Raw genomic sequence first — 4,030 nt, 5'->3', positions numbered from 1 at the left:
GACAGGCAATGCTGAGAGCAATCCAACGGCCTGTTCCGGTACAGACGGAAGCATTACGTTGACGACCGGCAACCTGTCTGACGGGACTTATACCTTAGATTATGAAGACGGCTCTTCAGCTTCTCAAACGTTCAGTATGGTTGTATCAGGCAATGTCGGAACAATCAGTGGATTGAGTGCCGGAGTTTACAACAACATCAGTATAACAGAATCAGGCTGCAGTTCAGTCGCCGATATAGACGTTACGTTGAGTGATGGAGTCACTCCAACATTATCTATTTCCTCAACAACAAATCCTACTTGCAACGGAGCGGATGGTTCAATAACCTTCTCATTTACAAATGTAGATGATGGAGATTATCCTGTGACTTTCGACGGTGGAAGTTTTGGAAATATTACAGTGGCTTCAGGTTCTGGGACTATTTCTGGGATAAGCCAAGGTACATATAACAATATTTCAATCGCTGTATCAGGATGTTCGTCAGTTGATGGAGTAAGTATCGTATTGGATTGTAATCCTCCAATTGCTGATGATGAAAATGTAACAATAGCTGAAGATACACCCGTTACTGTGAGTGCGGTAACAGGAGATATTGATCCAGATGGAACAGTTATAGCATCAACAATTGTATTGACAGACCCTAATAATCCATCAAACGTAGGAAATAGTTCTACACCAGTAGTGATAGTAGGTGAAGGAACCTTTACGGTCGATGTAAATGGTAATGTGACTTTTACTCCTGAATTAAATTTTAATGGAATAAGTAGAGTAAATTATACGATAGAAGATAATGAAGGTAACTTGTCTAATATAGCTACCATTACGGTTACGGTGACACCATTGAATGATGGGCCAGAAGCCATCGACGATGTGGAAAGTATCGGCCCAGAAGAAACCTTGAGTGCTTCAGTAGTGCCAAATGACACTGCTGATCCTGAAGGCGACAATGTGAGTTATTCGGTTGTAAGTGGAACTACCCCTGATGAAACCACAGAAGGAACACTGACATTTAATCCAGATGGGACTTACACCTTTACGCCTGTTGCAGGATTTACCGGATTGGTAGAGTATGACTATGAAGCGTGTGATGATGGAACTCCAATAGTATGTTCAAGAGCTACGGTATCTATTAATGTAGGAACAAATGAGCCGCCTGTAGCGGACAATGAAACAATTTCAACTGATGAAGACACTCCTGTAACTTTGGATATTACAGATGGTGATACAGACAGTGATGGAACCATAGTTTCTTCTTCTATAATTCTAATAGATTCCGGTAATTCGAGTAATACAGGAAACAATTCTACACCGTTGGTGATACCAGGGGAAGGAGTTTATACGGTTGATGTAAGTGGTAACTTAACCTTTACACCGGAAAGTGATTTTAATGGTACATCAAGCGTGAATTATACCATCAAGGATAATTTAGGTGCCAAGTCAAATATTGCTACCGTAACAGTGACGGTTAATCCGATCAATGATGGGCCAGAAGCCATTGACGATTTTGAAACTATCGATCCAGATGAAACACTTGTTACATCTGTAGTTGGCAATGACATGGCCGATCCAGAAAATGATGACCTGACATATTCCCTTGTAACTGGAACAGAACCCGATACAGGAACTGAAGGAACATTGTTTTTCTTCGATACCGGCGACTATGTTTTTACTCCGGTAACAGGATTTAAAGGAATAGTTACATTTGAATATAAAGTATGTGATGATGGAAGTCCATCTATTTGCTCAACAGCAACAGTTACTATAGATGTAACCGATAATATTCCACCAGTGGCAGATGATGAAAGTGCAACAACCAATGAAGATCAGCAAGTTGTGATTTTGGTTGTAGAAGGAGATACAGATGCAGATGGCACCATCAAACCCGGAAGCATTGTGTTGATAGATCCAAATGATCCAAGTCATACTGGTAGTAAAACCAAACCATTGGAAATAACCGGAGAAGGAACATACGAAGTTGATAATTTAGGTAATGTTACTTTCATACCTGCATTCAATTTCAATGGTACAGCTCAGGTAAATTACACAGTGGAAGACAACTTGGGAGCAACATCTAATGTGGCAGAAGTAACTATAACAGTTACACCATTGAACGATGCACCAATCGCCGACAATGAAACGGTGACTACAACTGAAGATACTCCTATTACAATAGACATTACAGATGGGGACATTGATTTTGATGGAACAATAGTGCCATCTACAATCAAACTTATTGACCCTAATAATTCTACAAATGTTGGTAACAGTGCTACTCCCATTACAGTACCGGGAGAAGGAACCTACACTCTGGATGGATCAGGAAACCTTACTTTTACTCCCGAGGCAAATTTTACGGGTACATCGGGTATCAATTATACGATTGAGGATAATGAAGGTGCTATGTCTAATGTGGCCAGAGTGAATATAACGGTGACACCATTCAATGATGGGCCTGAAGCTATTGATGATGTGGAAAGTGTTAATCCGGGAGAAATATTGTCTGCTTCTGTTGTGCCAAATGACGTATCTGATCCTGAAGGGGACAATGTCACTTATACTGTTATCAGTGGCACTGAGCCTGACGAATCTACCGAAGGGTTGTTTATTTTTAATCCTGATGGCACTTATACTTTTGAACCTGTTTCAGGGTTTACAGGATTGGTTCAATATGAATATGAAGTTTGTGATAGTGGTATTCCAGTCGTTTGCTCCAGAGCTATCGTGTCTATCAATGTGGGTAATAATGAGCCTCCTGTGGCAGACAATGAAACTGTTGTCACCCAAGAAGATACACCAATCACATTGGATATAACAGATGGAGACACTGACAGTGATGGGACTATAGTACCGTCATCAATTGTGTTGATTGATCCTGCCAATAGCGGACATACAGGATCTAGTGCTTCATCTTTAACTATTGCTGGAGAAGGAATATATTCTGTTGACTTAAATGGCAATTTGACTTTCAAGCCAGCAACCAATTTTACTGGTCAGTCAAGTATCAAATACACTATCAAGGATAACCTAGGAGCGACATCAAATGTGGCTACCGTACAAGTGGCTATTATTCCTGTCAATGATGGGCCTATTGCAATTGATGACGAAGAAATAATGAGCCCTGGTACTACCCTTTACTCATCCGTAGTGCCGAATGATATACCAGACCCTGAAGGAGATAATACGACATATTCATTGTATGACCCTGAGGCAACAATGTCAGAGACAATCAATGATCCTTTGGTAGGGGATTTGATCTTCAATTCTGATGGAACCTATGAATTCACACCCGTAGGTGGATTTTTAGGTGTATATGTATTCTATTATGAAGTTTGTGATGATGGCATACCTATTGTGGCTTGCACTCAGGCAAAAGTATCGATCAAAGTAATAGAAAACGTACCTCCTGTAGCTGATAATGATGATGCCATCATTACAGAGGACAATCCTGTTACAATTTTTATCATCAACGGAGATGATGATGCGGATGGTACGTTAAATCCTTTTGAAATAGTATTGATTGACCCTTCAGATGTGAGTCACACTGGAGATAATACAAGACCATTGGTTATTGAAGGTGAGGGAACGTACAAGATTGACCCATTGGGTAATGTGACATTTACACCTGAGAATAACTACACGGGTACAAGTATTATCAACTATACCATTGAGGATAATTTAGGAGCTTTATCTAATGTAGCAACAATTACTATTATTGTAACTCCCGAGAATGATCCTCCGATAGCAGTTGACGATGAAGATACTACCGATGAGGATACTCCGGTGACAGTAGTAGTATTAGATAATGACTCTGATGCCGATGGTGACGATTTAACTGTTACTCAAGCAACTTCTGCAAAGGGAACTGTTGAAATTAATTCTGATGGGACAATAACCTTCACACCAAATACTGACTTTGTAGGAGAAGCAATTGTGAATTATACCATCACCGATGGAAATGGAGGGTTTGATAGTGCAATAGTTACAATTACAGTAGATGAAGACAGAGCAATAAGCATAGAAGTAACAGAA

The 4,030-nt window shown here is 40.1% G+C and carries 1 protein-coding gene; it reads left to right on the top strand.

Going from position 1 to position 4,030, the window contains the following annotated elements; translation table 11 throughout:
• Positions 1-4,030 (top strand): cadherin-like domain-containing protein (locus AAOP42_RS01720; protein ID WP_349526725.1); only part of this gene is annotated, 4,030 nt, incomplete at both ends.

The organism is Reichenbachiella sp. MALMAid0571, assembly GCF_040151475.1.
Classification (GTDB): domain Bacteria; phylum Bacteroidota; class Bacteroidia; order Cytophagales; family Cyclobacteriaceae; genus CAXBNB01.
This window is presented reverse-complemented; position numbering and strand designations above follow the sequence as displayed.